The following is a 24481-nucleotide window of genomic DNA, read 5'->3' on the forward strand; positions in this document are numbered from 1 at the left end:
GATGAGCGACGACTTCGCCATCGTCCACTACACCGACCGAGAGACCGAGCCGTTCAACGAATCGGCGGTCGAACACGTGAAACTGACCGCACCGCTCGGGGCGACCGAAATGCGCGTCAACGCCGTCTCGCTCGACCCCGGCGAGGTGCTCGACCCGCACGCCCACGAGCGCCAAGAGGAGATTTACGTCGCGGTGACCGACGGACAGGTCGAAATCGAGGGCACGGTCCACGACGTTCCGACCGGTGGCGTCGTCCGTCTCGGTCCCGACCCGGTTCGGGGATTGTGCAACGACACCGACGAGACACACGTCTGGATACTGCTCGGCGCGCCGCCGGTCGGCACAGTCGAGAACTTCGGCGAATACGTGCTGCCCGACGAAACCGATGGATGACGATTACTCGTCGAACACGCCGTAGCGCCACGATTCGGTGTCTGCGGTCCGGTTGAACGTGTAGACGTGCAGCCCCCGGATGTCGTAGTGAGGGTCGTCGGCGTACGGCGCGAGACCTTCGACGAGGTCGTCGGGGGTGTATTTCCCGCGCGAGCCGACGAGTTCGCGGACGAATCCCAACAATCCGGTGGTCTTCTGGAGGAACTTCACCGAGTCGCCGACGCCGACCTTCCGCGAGATACCCAGCAGTTTCTCGTACTTCATCACGCCCGGAATCCCGACTTCGACGGGGAGGTCGACACCCCTGTCTCTGACGTCCTCGACCCACTCGACGACGGTCTCGGGGTCGTAGCAGAGCTGGGTGACGATGTAGGTCGCGTAGGGTGCTTTCCGCTGCATGGCGTCGGCGAGCGTCGCGTCGTCGAGGAACTCGTGGCCCTCGGGATAGCCCGTGATGCCCACCTCGTCGAACTCGTGATCGAGTTCCGAGAGCGCATCGAGGAGCGCGTACGCCGAGTCGAACTCACCGATAGGTTCCTCGCGGTCGCCGCCCGGGACGAAGATGTCGGTGACGCCGGCGGCGGTCAGTCGACGGGCGATGTCGTCCAGATGGTCCTCGTCGCGGACGTACCGCGCGGCAACGTGCGGGCTGACGTCGAACCCCCGTTCGGCTGCCTTCTCGGCCCACTCGACGGTGGCATCCAGCCTCAGCTGCGGCGAGGTCGTGATGGCAATGGTCGCGCCCTCGGGGAGGTGGTCCATCTCGCCCGCGAAGCTGTCGAACGGCATCAACTCGAACCGTGGCTCGGCGAGCAGTTGCGCGACTCCGTCGGCGCTCGCGGGCGGGCGCGTCACCGCCACGATTCTCCCGCACCGGGGAGCGTTCGGCGGTCGATTCGGGCGTCGGCGACGAACATACCGGGAGTATTCGGACCGGCCCTTTAGGTCTTGACCGCGACAACCGAACAGGTATAAGTCGAGTCGATGAGCCAACCGACCACCGGGCGTTCCTAAACGGCTGTGGTAGTCCACCCCGTGTTTTAAACCCACGACGGCGGAAGTCACACGGCATGAGCACAGGGATCACACCACCGGAGAGCGCGGGGACCGTCGTCGTCGGCGCGGGCTGTGTCGGCTGTTCGGCGGCCTACCACCTCGCCGAGCAGGGCCGCGAGGACGTCGTCGTCCTGGATCGGGGGCCACTGTTCGAGACGGGTGGCTCGACTTCGCACGCACCCGGACTCGTCTATCAGACCAACGGCGGCAAGCTGATGACGGAACTGGCCGCGTACACGCGCGACCTCTACTACGACCTCGACAGCTATCGCATGGCGGGCGGCATCGAGGTTGCCTATACCGAGGACCGCTGGAAGTTCCTCAAACGAAAGTACGAGTGGGGCCAGTCCTACGGGCTCGACGGCGGCGAACTGCTCTCGCCCGCGGAGGTCGAAGTGCGCGTCCCGCAGATCGATTCGACCGTGATCCACGGGGGCTACTACCTCCCGACCGACGGCAAAGCCCACGCGGTCGACGCCTCGCGGAAGATGGCCGAACGCGCCCAGGAGGCGGGCCACGAGTTCTACGGTGACACGCTCGTCACGGACGTCGAGACGAGCGACGGGACGGTCCAGGCGGTCGTCACCGAGAACGGCCGGATCGAATGCGACGAACTGCTGGTGGCGACGAACATCTGGGGGCCGCTCTTTGGCGACATGGTAGGCACGGACATCCCATTGGTTCCCTGTTCGCATCAGTATCTCGTGAGCGAACCGCTCGACGAGTTGGCGGGAGCCGAGCGCGAGATCGAACAGCCCCTCCTCCGCCACCAAGATTACTCGGAGTACTTCCGCCAGCACGGCGACTCCTATGGAGTAGGGTCGTACAACCACGAACCACTGCTCGTCGCTCCCGAGGACATCTACGGGCCCGAAAAACTGGACGACCTCGGGCTCGAATATCCCTCGCTCCGTGAGTTCGCCGCCGAGCATTTCTACGAAAATACCCATCTCGACCACGACAAGAGCGCGTACGACGCCGCACGCGAACTGATTCCGGCGTTCGACGGCGTCGAATGGGAGACCGAGATGAACGGGATGTTCTGCTTCACCCCCGACGGAATGCCGATTCTCGGTCCCGACGAGGAGACGGATGGACTCTGGTGGTCGCTCGCTATCTGGGTCACCCAGTCGGGTGGCGTTGGCAGTGTCATCGCGGAGTGGATGGACGAAGGTGTGCCACGCCTCGACGGCGAGCGCGTCAACGCCGACCCCGCCCACATCAGTCGGTTCCAGCCCCATTCGGGGAGTCGGGAGTTCACGTACGGTCGGGGTGCCCAGCAGTATCAAGAGGTCTATCAGCTGATCCATCCGCGCGAGCAGCCCGCAGACCAGCGCGCGCTCCGACGAAGTCCCTTCTACGACCGTCAGGACGACCTCGGCGCGGAGTTCTACGACACCAATGGCTGGGAGGTCCCTCAGTGGTACGAGACGAACGAGTCCCTGCTCTCCGAGTACAAAGTGCCCGACAGACCCGACTGGCTCGCGCGCAACTGGTCGAAAGCGCAGGGTGTCGAACATCAGGCCGTCCGGGATCGGGTGGCGATGTTCGACATGACGACGTTCACCGGCATCGAAGTCAGCGGCGAGGGAACGATGGAGTTCCTCCAACGATTGCTGACAAACGACATGGACTGTCCGGCCGGGCGGATGCGGTACGCGGCGATGCTGAACGAAGACGGCGGAATCCTCGCGGATCTGACCGTCGCACGGCTCGACGAAGATCGGTATCTGCTGACGACCGGCGGCGGCAACTCCGCGACGCTCCACTCGCGGTGGATCCGCGAGCACGCACCCGAGTCGCTCTCGATCACCGTCCACGATTCGAGCCGCTCCGGGATAGGGGTCTGGGGACCCGAAGCACGGAAGCTGCTCGGGCCGCTCGTCGAGGTGGATCTCTCGAACGATGAATTTCCGTTCTACGCGGTACGCGAGACCTATCTGGAGAGCCTGCCGGTGACGATGCTTCGACTCTCCTACGCCGGCGAACTCGGTTGGGAGATCTACACACCCACCGAGTACGGCGCGCGGCTCTGGGACACCGTCTGGGAGGCGGGCCAAGAGCACGGGATCGTCCCGATGGGCTGGGAAGCACTCGCATCGACCAGCCTGGAGAAGGGCTATCGGCTTTGGGGCACGGATATAACGCCCGAATACACGCCCGACGAGGCCGGAATCGGCTTCGCGGTCGATACAGATACCGAGTTCATCGGGAAGGAGGCGCTGCTCGCGGCGCGCGAGGCGGGCGTCGACCGAAAGCTTACTCCGCTCACGCTCGATGGATCGGGAATGGTCGTTGATTCGGGTCATCCGGTCCTCGACGACGAGGACGTGGTCGGCTACGGCTGTCGCGCCGGCTACGGCTACAGCATCGACGCGGGCATCGTCTACTCGTACCTGCCGACCGAGTACGCGGAGGCGGGCACGTCGCTCGACGTACGCTACGAGGGCGAGCGCTACGCCGCGACGGTGCGCGACGAGCCGCTGTTCGACCCCGAAATGGAACGGATGCGTCAGTGATTCGATGAGCGAGTCAGTCACCTTCGCCGACATCGAGGCGGCCCGCGAGCGCCTCGGCGACGAGTCGGTCGTCAAGCGAACCCCGGTCGAGCGGAGCACCTCGCTCGGCGAGCTGACCGACAGCGAGGTCCACCTCAAGATGGAGCACCTCCAGTGGACCGGCTCGTTCAAGACGCGCGGTGCGTACAACAAGATCGCCCAACTCGTCGAAGACGGGGAAACCGACCGCGTGGTCGCCGCGAGCGCCGGCAACCACGCCCAGGGGGTCGCGCTCGCGGCGACGACACTCGGCATCGATTCGACCATCGTGATGCCGACGGCTGCCCCGCAGGCGAAAGTCGACGCGACCCGGGGCTACGGCGCGCGAGTCGAACTCGTCGGCCAGGACTTCCAAGAAGCGATGGACCACGCCCAGGGACTCGTCGAGGACGACGCGACCGCGTTCGTCCACGCCTACGACGACCCCGCGATCGTCGCCGGACAGGGTACTCTCGGAATCGAGATGTGCGAGGACTGTGCCGACGTGAATACGGTCGTCGTCCCCATCGGCGGCGGTGGACTGATTTCCGGGATCGCGACGGCGTTCTCCGAACTCTCGCCCGATACGCGCGTCGTCGGCGTCCAAGCGGAGGGAGCCGCCACGGTGCCCGACAGCCTCGACAAGGGGATTCCCGTGACGCTCGATTCGGTCAACACCATCGCCGACGGCATCGCCACCGGCGGCGTGTCGGAACTCACGCTCTCGCTCATCGAGGAGCACGTCGACGAGATCGTTACCGTCACCGACGGCGAGATCGCCCGTGCGGTCCTCCTGCTCATGGAGCGCGCCAAGCAGGTCGTCGAGGGGGCCGGCGCGGCGTCGGTCGCGGCCCTGCTGAGCGACGAGTTGGATGTCGAGGGCGAGACGGTGTTCGCGTTGCTTTGCGGTGGGAACCTCGACATGACGATGCTGCGCACGGTGTTGATCCACGCGCTCACCGACCGCGAGCAGATCCTCCGCCTGCGCGTGCGCATCACCGACCGCCCCGGTGAGATGAACACGATATCGAGCCTCATCGGCGGTCACGACGCCAACATCCGCAGCGTGCGCCACGACCGCTCGGTGCCGGAACTCGACGTCGGCGAGGCCTACCTCGTCTTCGAGATCGAGACCAGCGGCACCGGCCACGCGCGCACCGTCATCCGGTCGATACGCGACCACGGCTACGAGGTCAGCCACGAGAACGCCTGACCACCGACCGACGAGAGCACCGACTTCGGCATATCGACGATCGACGATATCGGAGTCGACGGAATCATATATCCCGTGGTCACTTACGGAGTTCATGAACAGCGTCGGCATCGACGCGGTCGCCATCCACGCCGGAAAGCTCAGGCTCGACCTCGCGGAAACGTTCGCGCCAGCGAAGGGCGAAGACCCCGAAAAGTACACGAAAGGGCTCGGACTGCACGCGAGTTCGTTCCCCGACGTCGAGGAGGACATCGTGACGATGGGCGCGAACGCCGCCCACAAACTGATGACGCGCAAGGGTCTCGAACCCGACGACATCGGGCGCATCGACGTCGCCACCGAGAGCGCCTTCGACAACTCCAAACCCGTTTCGACCTATATTGCAGGCTGTCTCGAAGCGGTCTTCGAGGGTGACTTCCACCACGCGAACAAGGGCGAGCGCAAGTTCGCCTGCATCTCGGGAACCCAAAGTTTGGACGACGCCTACAACTGGATTCGTGCCGGGCGAAATAGGGGTCGAGCGGCGCTCGTCATCGCCACCGACACCGCCCTCTACGCGCGCGGCGACGCCGGTGAGGCCACGCAGGGCGCGGGCGCGGTGGCGATGCTCATTGCCGAGGACCCGGACCTCGTCGAGTTGAGCCTCGAACAGGGCTTCGGTAGCGCCGACGAGACCGACTTCCTCAAACCTAACCAGCAGTTTCCCAGTGTGGACGGCAAGCGCTCGGTGCAGGTCTACCTCGCTCGGATGCGCGAAGCGCTCGAAGATTACGAGAGCGTTGCCGGCGACGTCCGCGCCGAGGACTTCGTCTACGCGCCGTTCCACACGCCGTTCCCTGGCATGGTCCGCAAGGCCGCGCTGCTGGCCTACCGACACGTCACCCGCGACACCGAGATCGAAGACTCGCTCGCCGCCCGCATCGGCCGCCAGCCGAGAGCCGAAGCGTTCGACGACGAGGACGCCTTCTTCGAGAGCGTCCGCGAGTACATGGACGCGCTGAAAGAAACCGAGCAGTATCAGGAGTGGTACGAGCAGGCCATCGAGCCGACGCTCGACATCGCCCGCCACGTCGGCAACTGGTATACTGGGTCAGTTCACATCGCCCGCGCGAGCGCGCTCCGCAACGCCCGCGAGAACGGTATCGACATGGCCGGCGAGTCCCTACTGGTCGGTTCGTACGGCAGCGGCGCACAGGCCGAGATCCACGCCGAGACGGTTCGAGAGAACTGGACCGAGGAGATCGACGCCCTCGACATCGACGACCAACTGGCCGCGCGCCGCGACATCTCCTTCGAGGAGTACGAGGAAATCCACGACGTCCACAACCACGACAAGGAGATCGACATCGATGCGTTCACCACTCCCAGCGAGGAGTTCATTCGCGACGGACTCGGCCCGATGGACGAGCGCACCTATCGGTACGTCGAGTAGTCTACGGCAATTCGCCCATCGTCTCCAGCATCGCCTCCAGTTCGCCGTCCGCGACCGCCAGCGAGAAGCCGTCGGCCCGGGCGAGCGTCGGCGCGTGCTCCCAGAGGTCCTCAGTACCGAGTCCGTGGAGAACGACCGCACTCGGGGTCGGCGTGACCACCCGCAGCGCGACCAGCGCGCCCTCGCCGTGGGTCACGCCGGTGAACACGAGCGCACGATTGGTGCTCTGGCCGTAGAGACGATAGAACTCCTCCGAGGAGAGTCGCGTGATGGCCTCGATGGAGTTGATGACGGTGTGGCCGGCAACGGTGTTCTGTGAGCCCGCGACGACTTCGGACGCACCGATGGCGTCGTAGAACTCCCCGATGGCGATCGCGGTGGGATACTCCCGCAGATCGCGGACGATATCGCCCTCAAAGCCTGCCGAGAGCACGCGAGCGTACTGGCGAAGATGCTCGCCGCCGCGCGCCTCGTCGATGTCCAGTAGTGCCTCGATGACCCGGCGGACGACCGCGATGCCCGGGCTTCGCCGCCGGCCGCTCTCGTAATCCGAAACGACCGAGGCCGAGACGTCGAGTTCGTCGGCGAGCGTGGTTTGAGCGACGTCGAAATCGGTCCGCCACTTGCGGATCGTCGCACCGGGATCGTCGCTCAACACCACGTCGCCAGCGATCTTCCCGGCGAGGGTCCGCCGCGCGCGCTCGGTCATGGCTGTCTCTCGACGGTTTCGGGCAAAAGCCTGCTGGCATCTCATCGCCTCACAGCCCGCGGCGCAAGGGCTATCCACGGCTGTACCGAATCCGGCCTGTGCCATCGACGGTCGTCCACTGCGCGCTCGCGGGGTTGCTTGCGGCAGCGCTGCTCGACGAGTTCGACGCGCAGGCGGTAGCGGTCGTGCTCGTGGCCACCATCGTCCCGGACCTCGATGCCTTCGCCGGTTTCGTGATTCCGGGCGGCCACCGCTCGGTGCTCCACACCCTCTTGTTCCCACTCACCGGCGCGGCGCTGCTCTCCTACGATACTCGAATACGAGAGTCGTCGTTCGTCCGCCGGCGCTGGCGCGCTCGTGGGGTTCGGGTGGCGTGGGTTTCGATTGCGGCCGTCGCTTTCGCGGGCATCGGTCTCGACCTCATCGGCGGCGGTGTGAACCTCTTCTATCCGCTCTACGACCAGTTCTACGAGCTGTCGGGCGAACTCGTGCTCTCGAACGACCGTGGTCTCGTCCAGACGTTCGTCGAGTTCGGCCACGGGGGTGAGGCGGCGCGTGGCTCGACCAAACAGGTCCACATCAACAGCGGTATCGACCCAAACCGGGGAGCCGAGCCAACGAACGTCGAGCGCATCTTCCCCGTCGCTCAGTCAGGCTGGCAACTGCTCTTGATTCTCACGAGCAGCTTCGTCCTCGCCGTGCGGCTGTGGGAGACGCGCTAGGCGAATCCACTTTTGAGCCGGGCGTAGCCGCCACGATAGACGAGATGGAAGGCGAGTGCGTACGCCACGCCAACGATGACGACGCCCGCCAGCGTTCCGAGCGACGCTATCCGACCGACGAACGCCCGACCGATGATTCCGATGCCACCAATCACGAGTCCCACGGGAACGACGAGAACGTTGACCGCGAGCAGGTATCCGTAGAGGCATTTGAGCGAGTACGACCGTCGAACGAAGACGATTGCGACCGGGATAGTGACGGGCGTGACTGCTCCGAGAAAGATGAGTTGACTGAACGGGTCCGGCGGGGTGAATATCGCCGAAAACGGGCTCAAGAGGACGACGAACGCGACCAATGCCAGCACGAACCGCAAAAGAAGTTTCATTCGAGACACGTCCTTCCGTCGAACAGACCGTTCATAGCCGTTGTGATGTCGACGGAATACGTGACTCCGGTCGGTCACGGCTTCGAACCGTGGAGAATTTCGCGCTCACGACCGCCGAACGGCGACGGCGAGCGCGCCGCCGAGCGGACCGAAGACGAGCGGGTAGACGAACCCGGCGGCGAGCGCGCGCGTGAGTTCCGGGCCGACCGACGCGATGACCACGGTGATCTGTGTGAGGAAGGCCCCGACGAACGCGAGCGCGAAGTAGCCTGGAAGGGGAGTGAGGCCCGCCACGGCGGCGACCGTGACCCGCTCCGCACCGGTGCGACGGGCGGCGAGCGCGCCGGCGACGAGCAGGAAGAGCGGCGGGAGGACGAAGAGCAGCGTGCGCCAATCGCCCGCGCTCACCTCGACGACGTCCGTCGAGAGGTCCATCGCGCTGCTCGTGACCGAGACGTCGACGAAGTGTGCGCCGTAGAAGAACCAGCCCGTGACCTTCCACGGTGCGATTCCGCTACTGCCGAACAGCGAGAGCGTCGCGTCGACGTCCATCCGCGATAGCTCCGCGCGCACCCGCTCGACCGTGAGGAGGTAGGTGAAGAGATAGCCACACAGGTAGGCAGCGGCCCCGGCAAGCGCGCCCACCCTGAACGGAAGTCGGGCGACCAACCGACGCCGTTGGCTCATCGTCGCCTCCTCGCATCCGCCGTGGAAGTAGCTTCCGGCGGACGGGGAGGGCGCTTTATCCGGTCGCCGCCCGATACTCCTCTTGCGTGATGGTGTAGCGGTACTCGTCGGCGACTTCTTCGCCGTACGGAACCCAATTTCTGAGTCGGCCCTCACAACGCCCGCCGTGCGATTCGACGTATTTCTCGATGGCGCGCCGGGATTTCTCGTTGTCGACGTGATGGGTGACGGCGACAACTTCGAGGTCGAGGCGCTCGAAGGCGATTTCGATGAGCGCCGCGGCGCGCTCGCCCGAGTAGCCACGACCCCAGAATCGCTTGCGGAGCCACGTGCCGAGTCGAGCGGTTCGGCGCTCCCAGTCGAGATGCAGCCCGCCAGCGCCGGCGAACTGGCCCGCTCCCGCCTCACCCTTTCGGGGACGGATGGCGTAGGTCGCAGCCTCGCCCTCCTCCCATTGGTCCTCGCAGCGGTCGACGAACTCCTTCGACTCGTCGACCGTCACGTGAGGGTCCCACGGCATGTACCGGGTGACCTCGGCCATCTCTTCGACGCCGTCGGCGTCCGAGCAGACCCGATAGAACTCGAAGAGGTCGACGTTCTCCTCGCAAAACCGTTCGAGAACGAGCCGGTCGGTTTCGATGCGCTCGGGGAACATACATCCGACAACAAGCACGCAGGCAAAAGTGTTCGTCCGCGCTCCGGAATCACTAAACGCGGCTCCCACATAGGCACGCGCAATGGATTGGACCGAGAAGTATCGACCCTCGACGCTCTCGGAAGTGCGGGGCAACAACAAGGCCCGCGATGCGCTCGCCGAATGGGCCGAGACGTGGGAATCCCATCGAGAGGCGGTTATCCTCCACGGCGCGCCCGGCGTCGGCAAGACGTCGGCGGCGCACGCGCTCGCGTCGGACATGGACTGGCCGACCATCGAACTCAACGCCTCGAACCAGCGCACGAAGGCCGTCGTCGAGCGGGTGGCGGGCGAGGCGGCGAAATCCGGTACACTCACCGGCGGGAGCGCGGGCCGGCGACTCGTCGTGATGGACGAGGCCGACAACCTCCACGGGAACGTCGACCGCGGCGGGTCGCGGGCCATCACCGAACTCGTGAAAGAGGCCGGCCAGCCGATGGTTCTGATCGCCAACGAGTTCTACGACATGTCCAAGAGCCTCCGGAACGCCTGCGAGACGATCGAGTTCCGCGACGTCTCCGCACGTTCGATTCTGCCCGTGCTCCGTGACATCTGTCGGCGCGAAGAAGTCGAATACGAGGACAGCGCGCTCGAAGCGATCGCCGAACAGAACAGCGGCGACCTCCGGGGCGCGGTCAACGACCTCCAGGCGCTCGCCGAGAGCACCGAGAAACTCACCGCCGACGACGTCGTCACCGGGGACCGCGACCGCACGACCGGTATCTTCGACTTTCTGGACGCACTCATCAAAGAAGAGGACGCCGAGGGCGCTCTCAGAGCCTCCTACGACGTCGAGGAGACGCCCGATGATCTCATCAACTGGATCGCAGACAACGTCCCCAAGGACTTTCATGGACCCGAACTCGCCGACGCCTACGAGAACCTGGCGAACGCCGACCGCTGGCTCGGACGGGTTCGCGCGACCCAGAACTACTCGTACTGGCGGTACGCAGGTGACGCCATGACCGCCGGTGTCGCCGCTTCGCGCCGCGAATCGAAGGGAGGGTGGACGCGCTACGGCCCGCCGAGTTACTGGTCGAAACTCGGCCGCTCGCGCGGCACGCGCGACAAACGCGATTACGTCGCCCGGCAGGTCGCCGAGACCGGTGGGATGAGCATGGCGAGCGCGCGCCGGCAGGTCATGCCCTTCCTCTCGACGATGACGCACCACTGCAAGAACCGCGAGCTGACTGTGGCGATGACCGCCCGCTACGACATGGACGCCGACCACGTCGCGTTCATCACCGGGAGCGGCGAGGACACCAACAAGGTTCAGGACATCGTCGAGGATGCCGCCCGACTCGGCGAGGAGGCCGCCGTCGCGGGATCGGACGGCGCGTTCGAGGGCGCGACACGCACGACCACGGACGAAGTCGACGATTCGGACGGCGAATCGGCCGAAATCGAGGCTGACGACGAGAGCGAAACCGAAGACACCGACGAGAGCGAGGACGACTCCCAGTCGGGACTCGGCGATTTCTCCTGATCGCAGAGCGAGGTTACAGGATCTTCGAGAGGAACTGCTGGGCACGGTCGGTGTCGGGATTCGAGAAGAACCGTTCCGGTTGTGCGGTCTCGACGATGCCTCCTTCGGACATCAGCACCACTCTGTCGCCCACTTCGCGGGCGAACCCCATCTGATGAGTGACGACCATCATCGTCATCCCTTCCTCGGCGAGCGTGCCCATCACGTCGAGGACTTCACCCACGAGTTCGGGGTCAAGCGCGCTCGTCACCTCGTCGAACAGCATGACTTCGGGTTCCATCGCCAGCGCGCGGGCGATGGCGACGCGCTGTTGTTGTCCCCCCGAGAGCTGACTGGGATAGGAGTCGCTCTGTGCGGACAGTCCGACACTATCGAGTAGTTCCTCGGCGCGCTCATGCGCCTCGTCCGTCGAGAGACCGCGCACCTTCATCGGCCCGAGCGTGACGTTTTCGAGCGCCGTCTTGTGCGGAAAGAGATTGAAGCTCTGAAAGACCATGCCGATCTGCTGGCGCAGGTGGTTGATGTCCGCCTTCGGGTCCGAGACGGACGTCCCTTCGAGTCTGATCTCGCCCGACTGGATCTCCTCCAGCCGGTTGGCACAGCGAAGCAGGGTGGACTTCCCGCTGCCGCTCGGTCCGATGACGACACACACCTCTCGGTTCTCGACGTCGAGGTCGACGTCCCGGAGCACGTGTGCCTCGCCGAAGTACTTGTTGACGCCCTCGAATTCGAGGACGGGGACGGTGCTCACGAACTCCCTCCCGCGGGGTCGGCACGCCGTTCGAGGTAGCTGACGACCCGCCCGAGCGGAATCGTTATCAGGAGGTAGGCGACCGCGACGATGAGGATCGGCGTCCACGCGTCGAAGGTGTTGCTGTTCACGTTGCGAAAGGCACTGATGAGTTCGGGGACGGCGATCACCGTCAGCAGCGAGGTGTCCTTGACGAGGATGACCTGGTCGTTGCCGATGGCCGCCAGCGCGTTGCGCCACGCCTGCGGGAGGACGACCTCACGCATCGACTGGATGTAGGAGAGACCGAGCGAGCGCGCGGCCTCCATCTGGCCGTCCGGCACGGACTCGATGCCGCCGCGGATGGCCTCGCCGATGTAGGCGGCGTGGTTCAACGTCAGTCCGATGATGGCAGCGGGAACCGCGAAGTTCGAGATCGGGAACTCGCCGGGCGGCCAGAAGGTTGGCACACCCAAGAAAACGACCATCAACTGAAAGAGCAGCGGCGTTCCCCGGAAGAACTCGATGTAGCCCTTCGCGATCGCGCGCGTAAAGCGCGTCCGCGAGACGCGGCCGAGACCGACGACGACGCCGGCGACGACCGACAGCACGCTGCTGACGACGACGATGCGAAGCACCGTCAGAAAGGCGTCGGTGAACTGCGGGTAGACCACCTCGACGAGCAGCGAGAAGTCGACCTGCACGACGACGATGTACGCGAGAAACGCCGCGATCGCGAGCGTGAACGTGCCCGCGACGGCGACGCCGACCCACTTGAGCGTCGTATCGTCGAAGAGGCGATTGCCCACCGACTCGCTCGCCGTCGAGTCCGAGTATGATTCGGCCATGATGGATATTGGCAAGCAGCGACGTTAGCTTTGGGTGGTCCCGGTCGAACTCTCGAAGTACTCGCCGTAGATCTCGTCGTAGGTGCCGTTGTCCCGGATGGTCGCGATCGCCTCGTTGACCCGCTTTCTGAGCTTGTCGTCGTCTTTCCGGAAGGCGATGCCGTACTCCTCGACGGTGAGAGTGAGATAGGGCGGTGCCTTCTTTCCCTGCTCTGCGGCCGCGCCCTTGCCTTCGAGAAAGCGCGCCGTGTCGGGGTTCTCGTTGACGAACTGGGCGTTGACGGTGTTGTCGTTGACCACCGCCGTGACCTGGTTGTTCGTGAGCGCGCTGAACGCACCGGGAATCTGGTCGTACGACTGAATCGTCAGGTTCCCGTCGAACTCCTTTTTCAGCTCCTCGGCGGCGGCTTCACCCGTAGTGCCCTTCTGGACGCCAACGGTCTTGCCTTTCAAGTCCTCCTTCGAGGAAATATCGCTGTTTGCGAGCACGACCACCGTCTGGTAGGCCGTGAAGTACGGGTCGGAGAAGTCGACCTGCTTTGCGCGCTCGTCGTTGATGGTCATCGCGCTCATGATGACCCTGAAGTTGCCGTTGTTGAGCGAGGGGATGATGGTGTCGAAGGCGGTCGGCTTGAACTCGGGTTTCATGCCCAACTGCTCGCCGAAGACCGCATCGGCGATACCGACGTCGAAACCGACGAGGTCGCCCTTGTTGTTCTCGAACTCGAACGGCTTATAGGGGATGTCCGAGCCGATGACGATGGTCTGGCCGCCCGAGTCGCCCCCGCCGCCGCTTCCGTTACTACCGCCACCGCTCCCGTTCGCTCCGCCGCTGCCGTTTCCACCGCCGCTTCCGTTACTACCACCATCATCGCCGCCACCGTCGCCACCGCCCACACAGCCGGCGAGCGACAGTCCCGCGATACCCGCGCCAGTCACCTTCAGATACCCGCGTCGCGTCGTCGTATTCTCCCGAGCCATACGGCTTGTGTGAAGAATGAGTATTTCAAACTTTCGGCGAGTGTGACAAACCAACACGGTGGGCCGACGGCCGCTCGAACGGTGAGTTCTCAGTCGGCGGTCGTCGGAGCGGCGGTGTCGGTGCTCGCGTGGCTCTCGTCGGACGATTCGTAGGCCCAGACGGTGGTCGCCACGAGCGCGGCGAAGATGACGAGCGCGGCGGCGTGGTGGGTCACCTGCACGAGTGCCGTGTAGACGGTGACGGTGGCCCCGCCGAGCAGTATCTGGACGGGGAGGACGACTAGCGCGAGCGCGCTGGCGAGACGGGTCCGGCGACTCCTCCCACCGCGCCAGGCGGCGTAGGTCGTCCCGAGGATCATGAACCCGGTGATCATCGCGACCAACCGGTGAAACCACTCGATGAAGCTCGGCCAGTTCGCCGGGAACAGCCCGAAGACGCCGCCGTTACAGAGCGGCCAGTTAGCCCCGCAGGACAGGCCCGCGCCCGCGGCGGCGGTATAGACCCCCAGAAGGATGAGCGCGAACGTCATCCCGGTGGTGACGGCAGCGAGGTGGCGGAATCGAACCATCGCCGGAGTTTGGAGGCGGTGGTACTTCACTCCCACCTTTTTACTGCGGGGAATCGCTCACTCGCTGCGTCTGCTCACGGGCGCTCCGCGTCCGTTCGCACGGCCAGTGGGACCTTCGGTCCCGCTCGGCTCGTTCGCTCAACCCCTTGCAAAAATTGGACCAAAAGCTTCCGCTCGCTCGGCCTGCGGCCTCGCTCACGGTACAACCGCTCATTCGTTCTGCCGGCACACCGCGCCACCCCTCACCAGCCGATTCGCTCGCTACGTTCGCTCATCCCTCGCGCGTTCTGCGCCTTCGACGCATTCATCGCGCGCCACCGCCGCCGTCGGCAAACGGATTTGACTGATGACGGAACGGACCCGTTTTAGCCCGCTCGCCCAGTGTGACGACGTGACCATCGACCCCGCAAAGACCGACCGGCTCGACAACTATCTCGCCGAGGCGGGTCTCGAAGCGGTCTGGTTCGCCCGGCCAGCCAATTTCGCGTGGCTCACCGGCGCGAACAACATCGTCGACCGCGAGGCAGGCGTGGGCGTTGCGGCGGCCGGCTACGACGGTTCCCTCCGAATCCTCACCAGCAACAACGAAGCCCCACGATTCGCCGAGGAAGAATTCGGCGATGTCCCCGTCGAATCGTTTCCGTGGCACGAGGGAACGCTAGCAGAAGCCGTCGCCGAGCGCTCGGAGCGACCCTTCGAGACCGATTTCGACGTCTCTGGAGCCGAGCGCGTCCCGGCGACCCGGCTCCGCACACCGCTCACCGATACTGACATTGAGCGCTACCGGGAACTCGGGAACGAGACCGCGACGGCGCTCGAATCGGTCTGTCGAATCATCGAGAGCACCGATTCGGAGCGGGCGGTTGCCGCCCGCCTTCGGGAGCGACTGGTCGCCCGGGGCATCGACTCGCCAGTGCTGCTCGTCGGTGGCGAGGAGCGCGCACACGCGTATCGCCACTTCCCGCCGACCGACACCGACATCGGCGGCTATGCGCTGGTATCGGTGACCGCACAGCGGGGCGGACTCCACGCGAGCGCGACGCGCACGGTGGCGCTCGACCCGCCCGACTGGCTCGCAGCGCGCCACGAGGCAGCCATGAGAGTCGAAGCGGCGGCGGTCGCGGCGACGAAACGCCTTTCGAACGAGGGAACCGCTGGCGACGTCTTTCGGGAGATTCGGAACGCCTACGCAGAGATCAGGTATCCCGACGAATGGCAAAAACACCATCAGGGCGGGGCGACGGGGTTTGCGGGCCGGGAGTGGAAGGCGACGCCGGCGAGTACTGCGGACCTCCAAACACCGATGGCGTACGCGTGGAATCCGACGGTCGAGGGTGCCAAAAGCGAGGACACGGTTCTCGTCGGAGACGGTGTCGAAACGCTGACGGCGACCGGCGAGTGGCCGGTTCGTGAGATCGACGTCGACAGCGCGACGGTCGTTCGTCACGCCGTCGGTCCGTAACCCGGAGTTCGTCGTTCGTCGAATATCGCTTTCGGTTGGTTTTTTAATCCCATCCGCCGAGAGTGGCGACATGGGACTAGACGAGGATTCGCTCGAATACCACCGCGAGGAGCCACCCGGCAAGATAGAGATCTCGACGACGAAACCGACCAGCACGCAGCGCGACCTCTCGCTAGCCTACTCCCCGGGAGTGGCCGCCCCCTGCAACGAGATCCACGAGAATCCCGACGACGCCTACAGCTACACCGCGAAGGGCAACATGGTCGGCGTCGTCTCCAACGGCTCGGCCGTACTGGGACTGGGCGACATCGGCGCACAGGCCTCCAAACCCGTCATGGAGGGCAAAGGCGTCCTCTTCAAACGCTTCGCCGACATCGACGTCTTCGACATCGAACTCGACGAGGCCGACCCCCAGGAGATCATTCGGACTGTCGAGGCGATGGAGCCGACCTTCGGCGGCATCAATCTGGAGGACATCAAAGCGCCCGAGTGCTTCGAGATCGAGGAAGGCCTGCGCGAATCGATGTCGATCCCCGTCTTCCACGACGACCAGCACGGAACGGCCATCATCAGCGGGGCCGCCCTCCTGAATGCCGTCGACATCGCCGACAAGGACATCGAGGAGTTGGAGATCGTCTTCTCGGGCGCGGGCGCGAGCGCGATCGCGACCGCCCGATTCTATCTCTCGCTCGGCGCGAAGCGCGAGAACATCACGATGTGTGATTCGTCCGGGATCATCACCACGGAACGCGCCGCGAACGACGACATCAACGAGTACAAGACGGAGTTCGCCCGCGACATTCCCGAGGGAAGCTTGGAGGAGGCGATGGACGGAGCCGACGTCTTCGTGGGGCTGTCGGTCGGCGGCATCGTAAACCAAGAGATGGTGCGCTCGATGGCCGACAATCCGATCATCTTCGCGATGGCCAACCCCGACCCGGAGATCCCCTATCCCGACGCCAAGGCCGCTCGCGACGACACCGTGATCATGGCGACCGGGCGCTCCGACTACCCGAACATGGTCAACAACGTGCTGGGGTTCCCGTTCATCTTCCGTGGCGCACTCGACGTGCGCGCCAGCGAGATCAACGAGGAGATGAAAGTCGCCGCCGCCCGCGCGCTCGCCAAACTGGCGCGCAAGGACGTCCCCGACGCGGTGGTGAAAGCCTACGGCGACCAACCGCTCCAGTACGGCCCCGAGTACATCATCCCCAAGCCAGTCGATCCGCGCGTGCTCTTCGAAGTGACGCCCGCGGTGGCGCAGGCGGCGGTCGACAGCGGCGCGGCCCGTTCGGCGATCGACATCGGCGAGTACACCGAGGAGCTCGAAGCCCGGTTGGGCAAGTCCCGCGAGATGATGCGGGTGGTGTTGAACAAGGCGAAATCCGACCCCAAGCGGGTGGTGCTCGCCGAGGGCGACGACGAGAAGATGATCCGCGCAGCTCACCAGATAGACGAGCAGGGACTCGCTCAGCCCGTACTCATCGGCGACCGCGAGACCGTCTGGGAGACGATGGACTCGCTGGGACTGGATTTCGACCCCGAGATCGTCGACCCGCACGAGGAGAACCTCGACCCCTACGCCGACCGACTGTACGAACTCCGCCAGCGCAAGGGCGTCACAAGACGCGAGGCCGCGGATCTCGTCCACGACGAGAACTACCTCGGTAGCGTGATGGTCGAGATGGGCGATGCCGACGCAATGCTCACGGGGCTGATGCACGACTACCCCTCGGCGCTGCGCCCACCGCTCCAGGTCGTCGGCACCGCCGAGGACGCGAACTACGCCGCCGGCGTCTATCTGCTCGCGTTCAAAAATCGCGTGGTCTTCTGTGCCGACGCAACGGTCAATCAGAACCCGAGCGCGGACGTGCTCGCGGAGGTCACCCAGCACACCGCCGACCTCGCCCGGCAGTTCAACGTCGATCCGCGCGCGGCCCTGCTCTCGTATTCGAACTTCGGCAGCGTCGACAACGAGGGAACCCGCAAACCACGAGAGGCCGCGCGAGCGCTCAGCGAGAATCCAACTGTCGACTTCCCGGTCGACGGCGAGATGCAGGCCGATACGGCCGTGGTCGAGGATATCCTCGAAGGGACCTATGGGTTTTCGGACCTCGACGGTCCGGCGAACGTGCTCGTCTTCCCCAATCTCGAAGCCGGGAACATCGGCTACAAACTGCTCCAGCGACTGGGTGGGGCGGCCGCCATCGGTCCGATGCTGGTCGGCATGGACAAACCGGTCCACGTCCTCCAGCGAGGCGACGAGGTCAAGGACATCGTGAATCTCGCGGGCGTCGCCGTGGTCGACGCCCAAGAGAACGGTATCGAGGACTGACCCCTCAACGCGGTCGCGGCCTGCGGTGCGGCTGCGGTGGCGTAGCGGTGCGGTCCTGGCGGATGAAGGGCGAACGAGCGAACGTAGTGAGCGAGTGAGGGCTTCTGCGGTGCTGTCCGGTTTATTGTAGAAAATGGTTTGGAGTCCGCGCGAATGAAGTGAGCGCGGTTCACCACTCGCGCGGTTTGCGAGCGGGAGTTTTTCATGAGCGTTTTGCGAGGGGTTGAACGCGAGCGAAGCGAGCGTGATGCCCCGAAGTAAAAACGTTCAGTCGAGAACAACGAGCACGTCGCCCATGTCGACCGACTCGCCCTCGGTCGCGGCGACCTCGACGACCTCGCCGCCGCGGGAGGCGACCACGTCGTTTTCCATCTTCATCGCTTCGAGCACGCAGAGCACGTCGCCCGCCGCGACCTCGTCGCCCTCGGCGACGTTCACACCGAGAATCGTGCCCTGCATCTCGGCGGTGACCTGCTCGCCCTCGGCGGTGCTCGCGCTCGCGCTGCTGTCGCCATCGTCGTCCCCGCCGCTCGGACCGGCGGAACCGAGCTGTTGAGTGTTCCCACCACTGCCACCGCTCGCCTGGATCGGCGGTGCGCCGCGTTCTTCGAGGTTGACCTCGAAACGCTTGCCGTTGACCTCGACGACGAAATCGCGCTCGGTGACCTCTTCCTCGTCGCTCTCTGTGGTTTCGCCCGGTCCCCACTTCTCTTGGGCCTCGTCGATTTTCCCGGTATCGAGTTCCTCGTCGAGGTAGTTCGTGGTGTGTGTCCCAGTCGAAAAGGCCTCGTCGGTGAGCATCAGCCGGTGGAACGGGATCACCGTCGTGATACCCTCGATACCGAACTCGGCGAGTGCGCGCCGGCTCCGTGCGATACACTCCTCTCTGTCCTGTCCCCAGACGATGAGTTTGGCGATCATCGAGTCGTAGTCGCCACCGATGGTGTCGCCCTGTCGGAGCGCGTCGTCGAGACGAACGCCGATGCCGCCCGGCGGGTCGTACGTTTCGAGCGTGCCTGTCGCGGGTGCGAACTCGTTGGCGGCGTTCTCGGCGTTGATGCGGAACTCCATCGCGTGGCCGTCGAGTTCGACGTCCGCTTGAGCGAACGGTAGCTCCTCGTCGGCGGCCACCCGAATCTGCTGTTTCACGATGTCGATGCCCGTGAGTTGCTCCGAAACGGTGTGCTCGACCTGGATTCGCGTGTTGACTTCGAGGAAGTAGAAGTTGCTTCCCTCGCCGAGGAGTCCGTCCTCGCCGCGCTCGGCGTCCTCGACCAGAAATTCGAAGGTGCCGGCGTTGTAGTAGTCGGCGGCGTCGGCCCCGCGCCGGGCAGCTTCTTGGATTTCGGCGCGCAGGTCGTCGGTGAGCGCGGGACTCGGGCCTTCCTCGATGATCTTCTGGTGGCGTCGTTGGAGCGAGCAGTCGCGCTCGCCGATGTGGCGGACGTTGCCCTGATGGTCGGCGATGATCTGCACTTCGATGTGGCGAGGTGATTCGAGGTATTTCTCGACGAACACCGAGGAGTTGTCGAAGTACGCCTCGCCCTCGCGCTGGGCGCTCTCGAACTGGTCTTCGATCTCGTCTTCGCTTTCGACGACCTTCAGCCCGCGCCCGCCACCGCCGCCCTCGGCCTTGATGGCGACCGGATAGCCGGCCTCCTCGGCGAACTCGGCGATTTCGTCGGCCGACTCGACGGGGTCGTCGGTGCCGGGCACCGTGGGCACGTCGGCGGCGGCCATCTCCTTGCGCGCGCTCGTCTTCTCGCCGAGCAGTTCCATCGACTCGCTCGACGGCCCGATCCAGACCATCTCACTGTCCTCGACGCGGGCGGCGAAGTCGGCGTTCTCGGCGAGGAACCCATAGCCCGGATGGACGGCGTCCGCGCCGGCCTGCTCGCCCGCCTCGACGATCGCTTCGCCGTCGAGATACGAGTCGGCGGCGCGTGCCGGCCCGACGTTGTACGCTTCGTCGGCGTAACGGGCGTGACCGGCGTTCTTGTCGGCCTCCGAGTAGACGGCCACGGTGTTGATACCCAGTTCCTCGCACGCGCGCATCACGCGCACGGCGATCTCCCCTCGGTTGGCGACGAGGACCTTCTCGAACATTCCTATCGGTCCTACTGGGACTCGCGTGATAAAACTATCCGGATGGGATTCGAGAGCGCGCCGGGTCGGCTACAGTCGGTCGACCCGTCCGCTCGCGCTCCACGAGTCGGTCGGCGCATCGGATGACACGCGGACGGGGCGGCGGCCGAGGGCACGAAGTCGTCCCGCAAATTGCCAGCGCTCGCCGTCCCACGACGGCCCTTCGCTTTCGTCGGCGGCCGCGCGCTCGCGGTCGGCGAGGTAGGTTCCCAGAGCCGCGGCGATGGCCGCAGTCTCTTCGTCGTCCGCGTCGGGACTCACCGCCGTGAGGTCGACCGTGGACTGTCGTGACCCCATCAGAGCGGAATGTTCCCGTGTTTGCGGTCGGGCGTGTCCTTGCGTTTGCTCGCCAGCATTTCGAGGTCCTCGACCAGTATCGAACGGGTCTCCTGGGGTTCGATGACGTCGTCGACGAAGCCGCGCTCGGCGGCCGTATAGGGATTGGCGAACGTATCCCGATACTCGGAGATGAGTTCCTCGCGGCGTGCCTCGGTGTCGTCGGCCGCGTCGAGTTCGTCGTCGTAGAGGACGTTCACGGCTCCCTCCGGCCCCATCACGGCGATCTCGGCCGTGGGCCACGCGTAGTTCACGTCGGCCTCGATGTGTTTGGATGCCATTACGTCGTAGGCCCCGCCGTAGGCCTTGCGGGTAATCACAGTCAAGAGGGGGACGGTGGCCTCCGAGAAGGCGTACAGTAACTTCGCGCCGTGTTTGATGATACCGCCTTTCTCCTGTTCGGTGCCGGGCATGAATCCCGGAACGTCCACGAAGGTGAGGATGGGGATGTTGAACGCATCACAGAAGCGCACGAATCGCGACCCTTTGAGCGAGGCGTCGATGTCGAGCGTGCCGGCGTTCACGCGGGGCTGGTTTGCGACCACACCGACCGGCCGGCCGTCGAGGCGCGAAAAGGCGGTCACGAGATTGCGCGCATACGAGTCGGCGACCTGGAAGAACGACCCCTCGTCGACGATGCGCTCGATCACAGTTGTAATGTCGTAGGGTTTTCTGGGTGCATCCGGCACGAGGTCCTTCAGTTCGTCGTCGCTGCGCTCGGGGTCGTCCCACGGATCGACGCGCGGCGGGTCCTCGACGTTGTTCTGCGGGAGATAGGAGAGCAAGCGCCGGATGTCGTCGAGTGCTTCCTTCTCGTCGGCCTCGGCGAAATGGGCGACACCGCTCTCGCTGGTGTGTGCCGAGGCTCCCCCGAGTTCTTCGAAGGAGACCTCCTCGCCCGTGACGGTCTCGATGACGTCCGGACCGGTGATGAACATGTGCGAGGTGTCCTCGACCATGAAGATGAAGTCGGTGATGGCGGGCGAATAGACCGCCCCGCCGGCACACGGTCCCATGATGGCCGAGATCTGGGGCACCACCCCGGACGCCTGCTGGTTGCGATGGAAGACTTCTGCATACCCCGCGAGCGAGTCGATACCCTCCTGGATGCGCGCGCCCGCCGAGTCGTTCAGCCCGATGATGGGCGCACCCACTTCGAGCGCCTCGTCCATCACCTTACAGACCTTCTGGGCGAAGACCTCGCCCAGCGAACCGCCGAAGACGGTGAAGTCGTGGGCGAAGACGAACACCGTGCGGCCGTCGACGTCGCCGTAGCCCGTGACCACGCCGTCGCCCGCGACCTTCTTTTCGTCCATGTCGAAGTTCGTGCTCCGGTGGGTCCTGAGTTGGTCGAACTCGTGGAAGGTGTCGTCGTCGAGGAAGTAGTCGATGCGCTCGCGGGCGGTCAGTTTGCCCTTCTCGTGTTGGGACGCGATGCGCTCCTCGCCGCCGCCGAGTTCGGCGTCGCGCTTTCGCTCGCGGAGGTCCTCGATCGGGTCGGTATCGTCAGTCATGGGTCGTGCCCCCGAAGCCGTGCATACTCGTCGTCGTTGGGCAGGAAAAAAGGACCTTCCGATGGACGACGGTCAGCGAAGCGGGCCGGGAACGATGTAGTACCCCGCGTCGGGCGTGGCCAGCAGGTCCCAGAGGTTGAGTGCGACGACGATGACGACCACGGCGAGGATGAACGTGCGAATCCCCCAGAGCCAGATGGGTGCGAGCGAGCCGATACCGGAGCCTTTCGTGAGTTCGTCGATCGCGTCCCGGCCCAGAATCCAGCCGACGAACAGCACGACGCCGAGGACCGTGACCGGCAACAGGAGCGTGACGCCGATGCCGTCGAACCAGTCGAGCCACGCCGTGTCCCACGCCGACGGGATGCCGAGCGCGAAGATCACCGCACCGATGCCGGCCGCGGTCGGCAGCCGCGAGACGCCGTAGTTATCGACGAGGTAGGCGACGACGGCTTCGAGCAGGCTGATCGCAGAAGAGAGCGCCGCGATGAGGATGACCACGAAGAAGACGATGCCGACCACCTGTCCGACGACGTCGCCGCCGGGCAGTTCGGCCAGCGCCGTCGGGATGGCGATGAACACCGCGCCGGGACCGCCCTCACCGGGTTCGACGCCCTGGGCGAAGAGTAGTGGAAGAACGACGAGACCGGCGATGACGCCGATGGCCGTGTTCGCGATCCCGATGGTGACGCCGTCGACCGGCAGGCTGTCGTCCTTGCCGAGGTAGGAGGCGTAGGTTATCATCACGCTGAATCCCACGGAGAGCGAGAAGAAGGCCTGTCCGAACGCCGCGGGGAGCACGGTCGTCGCGTTCGAGACGATGGTATCGAAGTCGGGGTCGAGGAAGAAGGCGTAGCCCTCGCTCGCACCGGGCAGCGTCGCCGCGAACACCGCGAGACCGATCAGCATGACGACGATGGCCGGCACCATCACCTTCGTGGCGAGTTCGATGCCGTCCTCGATGCCGAGCGCGACGATGCCGATGGTGATGAGCATGAAGAGACCGTGGGTGATGACCGAGGGCAGTCCCACCGAGATGGCACCGAAATATCCTTCCGGTGCGGCGAGCGCGCCGCCCGTCACGCTCCCGCCAACGTACCGGAGCACCCAGCCGCCGATCACGCTATAATACGAGAGCGTCCAGAAGGCCGCGAGAACGCCGAGCGCACCGACGAACCACCAGCCCGGATGCTTGAGCTTGCGGAACGCGCCGATGGCGCTGGTGTTGGCCCGCCGGCCGATGACGAACTCCCCGAGGAGGACGGGAATCCCAATGAGCAAGACGGCGAACAGGTAGACCACCAGAAAGGCCGCGCCGCCGTTCGTGGAGGTCTGGAACGGAAAGCGCCAGATGTTCCCGAGTCCAACTGCACTGCCGATGGCCGCAAGGATGAACCCCGCCCTCGTGGCCCATGTTTCACGTTCTGCCATAACTGACGGGGTTTCGCTCCGGTTAAAAACCTTCGTGAAACGCTCGCGTGTGACCGGTTCTCTCGTCAGGCCTCGCCGTAAACGGGGACGGCCGCGCCGCTGGTGAGAGCCGCCCTGTCGGAGCAGAGGAACAACACCACGTCCGCGATCTCCTCGGGCGTCGGCCAGTCGTCGGGGTCGCCCGAGAGCATCTCGCGGTTCGCTGGCGTGTCGATGACCTTCGGCATGATCGCGTTCGCGCGCATCTCGCCACGGTTTTCCTCGGCGATGGTCTCGGTCAGCAGTCGAATCCCGGCCTTCGCCGCTCGGTAGGGTCCGTCGCCCTCACCACCTTCGAGGGACGATTTGGCCGACACCGAGACGACCGCTCCGCCCGACTCCCGGAGGTGGGGGATGGCGTGTTTCGAGGCGAGAAACATGGTCTTGAGGTTGACGTCGAAGACCGTCTCGAACTCGTCACTATCCGTCTCGTCTATCGGTTGGCCGCCCTGCCACATCCCGGCGATATTGCAGAGCGCGTCGAGGCGGCCCTCGGTCTCGACCACTTCGCTCACGACACGCTCGACGTCGCCCTCGTCGGTGAAGTCGGCTTCGTGGAAGGCGAAGTGAGGATCGAGCAGCGAGTCCTCGTCGTCGGGCGGTACGAGGTCGGTCGCGTGGACGGTCGCGCCCGCCCGCTCGAACGCCTCGCAGATACCGCTGCCGAGCGCGCCGCTCGCGCCGGTGACGAGCACTACCTGTCCATCGAAATCGAACTCGGTCGGCATGGGATTTCATTGCACCTCGAACCGATATATGCGTTCGGGCGCTGCGG

Annotated in this window: 22 protein-coding genes; 8 read left to right on the forward strand and 14 right to left on the reverse strand. The window is 65.1% G+C overall.

Annotation, left to right across the window (positions count from 1 at the left end; translation table 11 throughout):
- Window position 1: 1 nt before the first annotated feature.
- Entirely contained in the window at window positions 2–394 is a 393-nt protein-coding gene (locus tag ACP97_RS07410) for a cupin domain-containing protein (protein WP_049997203.1), read from the forward strand.
- 3 nt (window positions 395–397) lie between these two features.
- Here ACP97_RS07410 and ACP97_RS07415 read toward each other — a convergent pair whose 3' ends face one another.
- On the reverse strand, window positions 398–1258 hold the full coding sequence (locus ACP97_RS07415) for a methylenetetrahydrofolate reductase (RefSeq protein ID WP_202593581.1): 861 nt from the start codon (window positions 1256–1258) through the stop codon (window positions 398–400).
- A gap of 206 nt (window positions 1259–1464) precedes the next feature.
- Here ACP97_RS07415 and ACP97_RS07420 point away from each other — a divergent pair, with 206 nt between their 5' ends.
- The 3 genes from ACP97_RS07420 (at window position 1465) to hmgB (ending at window position 6632) form a co-directional block, all read left to right on the forward strand.
- Window positions 1465–3969: a GcvT family protein gene (locus ACP97_RS07420; protein WP_049997205.1), complete on the forward strand. Its 2505-nt coding sequence runs from the start codon at window positions 1465–1467 to the stop codon at window positions 3967–3969.
- Window positions 3970–3973: 4 nt separating this feature from the next.
- Window positions 3974–5200 (forward strand): threonine ammonia-lyase, encoded by a 1227-nt coding sequence (gene ilvA / locus ACP97_RS07425; protein WP_049997206.1) that lies wholly within the window; start codon window positions 3974–3976, stop codon window positions 5198–5200.
- Window positions 5201–5294: 94 nt separating this feature from the next.
- On the forward strand, window positions 5295–6632 hold the full coding sequence (gene hmgB / locus ACP97_RS07430) for a hydroxymethylglutaryl-CoA synthase (protein WP_049997207.1): 1338 nt from the start codon (window positions 5295–5297) through the stop codon (window positions 6630–6632).
- 1 nt (window position 6633) lies between these two features.
- Here the strand turns inward: hmgB and ACP97_RS07435 are convergent, their stop codons facing one another.
- Window positions 6634–7341: a helix-turn-helix domain-containing protein gene (locus tag ACP97_RS07435; RefSeq protein WP_049997208.1), complete on the reverse strand. Its 708-nt coding sequence runs from the start codon at window positions 7339–7341 to the stop codon at window positions 6634–6636.
- A 98-nt stretch (window positions 7342–7439) separates the two neighbouring features.
- Between ACP97_RS07435 and ACP97_RS07440 the strand changes: the two genes are divergently transcribed.
- A complete protein-coding gene (locus ACP97_RS07440; protein WP_049997209.1) occupies window positions 7440–8063 on the forward strand; it encodes a metal-dependent hydrolase in 624 nt (207 codons plus the stop codon).
- On the opposite strand, the gene ACP97_RS07445 is transcribed toward ACP97_RS07440, so the two are convergent.
- From ACP97_RS07445 to ACP97_RS07455, 3 genes are all read right to left on the reverse strand, one after another.
- Window positions 8060–8449, reverse strand: a complete 390-nt coding sequence (locus tag ACP97_RS07445; RefSeq protein ID WP_237561124.1) for a hypothetical protein — start codon at window positions 8447–8449, stop codon at window positions 8060–8062. The two genes, ACP97_RS07440 and ACP97_RS07445, sit on opposite strands and share 4 nt — an antisense overlap.
- Before the next feature lie 105 nt (window positions 8450–8554).
- On the reverse strand, window positions 8555–9136 hold the full coding sequence (locus ACP97_RS07450) for a hypothetical protein (RefSeq protein ID WP_049997211.1): 582 nt from the start codon (window positions 9134–9136) through the stop codon (window positions 8555–8557).
- Window positions 9137–9191: 55 nt separating this feature from the next.
- Window positions 9192–9791 (reverse strand): GNAT family N-acetyltransferase, encoded by a 600-nt coding sequence (locus ACP97_RS07455; protein WP_049997212.1) that lies wholly within the window; start codon window positions 9789–9791, stop codon window positions 9192–9194.
- Window positions 9792–9873: 82 nt separating this feature from the next.
- Here ACP97_RS07455 and ACP97_RS07460 point away from each other — a divergent pair, with 82 nt between their 5' ends.
- Entirely contained in the window at window positions 9874–11316 is a 1443-nt protein-coding gene (locus ACP97_RS07460) for a replication factor C large subunit (RefSeq protein ID WP_049997213.1), read from the forward strand.
- A gap of 13 nt (window positions 11317–11329) precedes the next feature.
- Here ACP97_RS07460 and ACP97_RS07465 read toward each other — a convergent pair whose 3' ends face one another.
- The 4 genes from ACP97_RS07465 to ACP97_RS07480 form a co-directional block, all read right to left on the reverse strand.
- Complete coding sequence (locus tag ACP97_RS07465; protein ID WP_049997214.1) at window positions 11330–12067, reverse strand: amino acid ABC transporter ATP-binding protein; 738 nt, start codon at window positions 12065–12067, stop codon at window positions 11330–11332.
- Window positions 12064–12894, reverse strand: coding sequence for an amino acid ABC transporter permease (locus ACP97_RS07470; RefSeq protein ID WP_049997215.1), 831 nt, complete (start codon window positions 12892–12894; stop codon window positions 12064–12066). Before ACP97_RS07470 ends, ACP97_RS07465 begins: the two co-directional genes overlap by 4 nt.
- A 24-nt stretch (window positions 12895–12918) precedes the next feature.
- On the reverse strand, window positions 12919–13875 hold the full coding sequence (locus ACP97_RS07475; RefSeq protein WP_049997216.1) for a basic amino acid ABC transporter substrate-binding protein: 957 nt from the start codon (window positions 13873–13875) through the stop codon (window positions 12919–12921).
- A gap of 89 nt (window positions 13876–13964) precedes the next feature.
- On the reverse strand, window positions 13965–14444 hold the full coding sequence (locus tag ACP97_RS07480; protein ID WP_049997217.1) for a COX15/CtaA family protein: 480 nt from the start codon (window positions 14442–14444) through the stop codon (window positions 13965–13967).
- Window positions 14445–14790: 346 nt separating this feature from the next.
- On the opposite strand from ACP97_RS07480, the gene ACP97_RS07485 reads away from it, so the two are divergent.
- A complete protein-coding gene (locus ACP97_RS07485) occupies window positions 14791–15906 on the forward strand; it encodes a M24 family metallopeptidase (protein WP_049997218.1) in 1116 nt (371 codons plus the stop codon).
- A gap of 70 nt (window positions 15907–15976) precedes the next feature.
- Window positions 15977–18241 carry an NADP-dependent malic enzyme gene (locus ACP97_RS07490; protein WP_049997219.1) on the forward strand — a complete coding sequence of 755 codons (2265 nt, stop codon included), beginning with the start codon at window positions 15977–15979 and terminating at the stop codon, window positions 18239–18241.
- A gap of 267 nt (window positions 18242–18508) precedes the next feature.
- On the opposite strand, the gene ACP97_RS07495 is transcribed toward ACP97_RS07490, so the two are convergent.
- The 5 genes from ACP97_RS07495 to ACP97_RS07515 form a co-directional block, all read right to left on the reverse strand.
- Window positions 18509–20347, reverse strand: a complete 1839-nt coding sequence (locus ACP97_RS07495) for an acetyl-CoA carboxylase biotin carboxylase subunit (protein WP_049997220.1) — start codon at window positions 20345–20347, stop codon at window positions 18509–18511.
- A gap of 69 nt (window positions 20348–20416) precedes the next feature.
- Complete coding sequence (locus ACP97_RS07500; RefSeq protein ID WP_049997221.1) at window positions 20417–20683, reverse strand: hypothetical protein; 267 nt, start codon at window positions 20681–20683, stop codon at window positions 20417–20419.
- On the reverse strand, window positions 20683–22236 hold the full coding sequence (locus tag ACP97_RS07505; protein WP_049997222.1) for an acyl-CoA carboxylase subunit beta: 1554 nt from the start codon (window positions 22234–22236) through the stop codon (window positions 20683–20685). The genes ACP97_RS07500 and ACP97_RS07505 overlap by 1 nt, the downstream gene beginning before the upstream one ends.
- A gap of 72 nt (window positions 22237–22308) precedes the next feature.
- Window positions 22309–23667: a sodium-dependent transporter gene (locus tag ACP97_RS07510; protein ID WP_049997223.1), complete on the reverse strand. Its 1359-nt coding sequence runs from the start codon at window positions 23665–23667 to the stop codon at window positions 22309–22311.
- A 65-nt stretch (window positions 23668–23732) separates the two neighbouring features.
- Window positions 23733–24434, reverse strand: a complete 702-nt coding sequence (locus tag ACP97_RS07515; protein WP_049997224.1) for an SDR family oxidoreductase — start codon at window positions 24432–24434, stop codon at window positions 23733–23735.
- Window positions 24435–24481 lie beyond the last annotated feature (47 nt).

The organism is Halococcus sediminicola (genome assembly GCF_000755245.1).
GTDB classification, from domain to species: domain Archaea; phylum Halobacteriota; class Halobacteria; order Halobacteriales; family Halococcaceae; genus Halococcus; species Halococcus sediminicola.

What these genes read in the sequence shown, in the direction of transcription:
- ACP97_RS07410 (WP_049997203.1), top strand. Translation starts at nt 2, where the DNA reads ATGAGCGACGACTTCGCCATCGTCCACTACACCGACCGAGAGACCGAG.
- ACP97_RS07420 (WP_049997205.1), top strand. Translation starts at nt 1,465, where the DNA reads ATGAGCACAGGGATCACACCACCGGAGAGCGCGGGGACCGTCGTCGTC.
- ilvA (WP_049997206.1), top strand. Translation starts at nt 3,974, where the DNA reads ATGAGCGAGTCAGTCACCTTCGCCGACATCGAGGCGGCCCGCGAGCGC.
- hmgB (WP_049997207.1), top strand. Translation starts at nt 5,295, where the DNA reads ATGAACAGCGTCGGCATCGACGCGGTCGCCATCCACGCCGGAAAGCTC.
- ACP97_RS07435 (WP_049997208.1), bottom strand. Translation starts at nt 7,341, where the DNA reads ATGACCGAGCGCGCGCGGCGGACCCTCGCCGGGAAGATCGCTGGCGAC.
- ACP97_RS07445 (WP_237561124.1), bottom strand. Translation starts at nt 8,449, where the DNA reads ATGAAACTTCTTTTGCGGTTCGTGCTGGCATTGGTCGCGTTCGTCGTC.
- ACP97_RS07450 (WP_049997211.1), bottom strand. Translation starts at nt 9,136, where the DNA reads ATGAGCCAACGGCGTCGGTTGGTCGCCCGACTTCCGTTCAGGGTGGGC.
- ACP97_RS07455 (WP_049997212.1), bottom strand. Translation starts at nt 9,791, where the DNA reads ATGTTCCCCGAGCGCATCGAAACCGACCGGCTCGTTCTCGAACGGTTT.
- ACP97_RS07460 (WP_049997213.1), top strand. Translation starts at nt 9,874, where the DNA reads ATGGATTGGACCGAGAAGTATCGACCCTCGACGCTCTCGGAAGTGCGG.
- ACP97_RS07470 (WP_049997215.1), bottom strand. Translation starts at nt 12,894, where the DNA reads ATGGCCGAATCATACTCGGACTCGACGGCGAGCGAGTCGGTGGGCAAT.
- ACP97_RS07475 (WP_049997216.1), bottom strand. Translation starts at nt 13,875, where the DNA reads ATGGCTCGGGAGAATACGACGACGCGACGCGGGTATCTGAAGGTGACT.
- ACP97_RS07480 (WP_049997217.1), bottom strand. Translation starts at nt 14,444, where the DNA reads ATGGTTCGATTCCGCCACCTCGCTGCCGTCACCACCGGGATGACGTTC.
- ACP97_RS07485 (WP_049997218.1), top strand. Translation starts at nt 14,791, where the DNA reads ATGACGGAACGGACCCGTTTTAGCCCGCTCGCCCAGTGTGACGACGTG.
- ACP97_RS07490 (WP_049997219.1), top strand. Translation starts at nt 15,977, where the DNA reads ATGGGACTAGACGAGGATTCGCTCGAATACCACCGCGAGGAGCCACCC.
- ACP97_RS07495 (WP_049997220.1), bottom strand. Translation starts at nt 20,347, where the DNA reads ATGTTCGAGAAGGTCCTCGTCGCCAACCGAGGGGAGATCGCCGTGCGC.
- ACP97_RS07500 (WP_049997221.1), bottom strand. Translation starts at nt 20,683, where the DNA reads ATGGGGTCACGACAGTCCACGGTCGACCTCACGGCGGTGAGTCCCGAC.
- ACP97_RS07505 (WP_049997222.1), bottom strand. Translation starts at nt 22,236, where the DNA reads ATGACTGACGATACCGACCCGATCGAGGACCTCCGCGAGCGAAAGCGC.
- ACP97_RS07510 (WP_049997223.1), bottom strand. Translation starts at nt 23,667, where the DNA reads ATGGCAGAACGTGAAACATGGGCCACGAGGGCGGGGTTCATCCTTGCG.
- ACP97_RS07515 (WP_049997224.1), bottom strand. Translation starts at nt 24,434, where the DNA reads ATGCCGACCGAGTTCGATTTCGATGGACAGGTAGTGCTCGTCACCGGC.